The sequence below is a fragment of the Microbacterium sp. DT81.1 genome, assembly GCF_049844955.1.
In the GTDB taxonomy this organism is placed as follows: Bacteria; Actinomycetota; Actinomycetes; order Actinomycetales; family Microbacteriaceae; genus Microbacterium.
This window is the reverse complement of sequence record NZ_JBNCMA010000034.1, coordinates 1-395: the sequence shown is the minus strand read 5'-3', so window position 1 is coordinate 395 and position 395 is coordinate 1. Positions and strand designations below refer to the sequence as shown.

At 71.4% G+C, this 395-nt stretch carries 1 protein-coding gene; it reads left to right on the top strand.

The window, feature by feature from the left end:
• On the top strand, positions 1 to 395 hold a 395-nt coding region (locus ACLQ2Q_RS22225; protein ID WP_425824083.1), incomplete at both ends, for an HAD family hydrolase.

The following is a 395-nucleotide window of genomic DNA, read 5'->3' as shown; positions in this document are numbered from 1 at the left end:
GTGGCGACTCTGATCATCGCCTGCCCCTGCGCGTTGGGGTTGGCGACACCGACCGCGCTGCTGGTCGGCACCGGCCGCGGCTCGCAACTGGGGATCCTGATCCGCGGACCCCAGGTGCTTGAACAGACCCGCCAGGTCGACACCATCGTGCTGGACAAGACCGGCACCATCACTCACGGCACGATGACCGTCACCGCAGTCTCACCGGCACCCGGCGTTACCGCCGAGGATCTCCTGGCCACCGCGGCGGCGGCCGAGTGGGGCTCGGAGCACCCGGTCGCCCGCGCCATCGTGACCGCTGCCGACGGCATCCCGCCGCAGGCCGAGTCTTTCCTGTCCCATGCCGGGTTCGGTGTGCAGGCCGTCGTCGACGGCGCGCTCGTGGTCGCCGGACG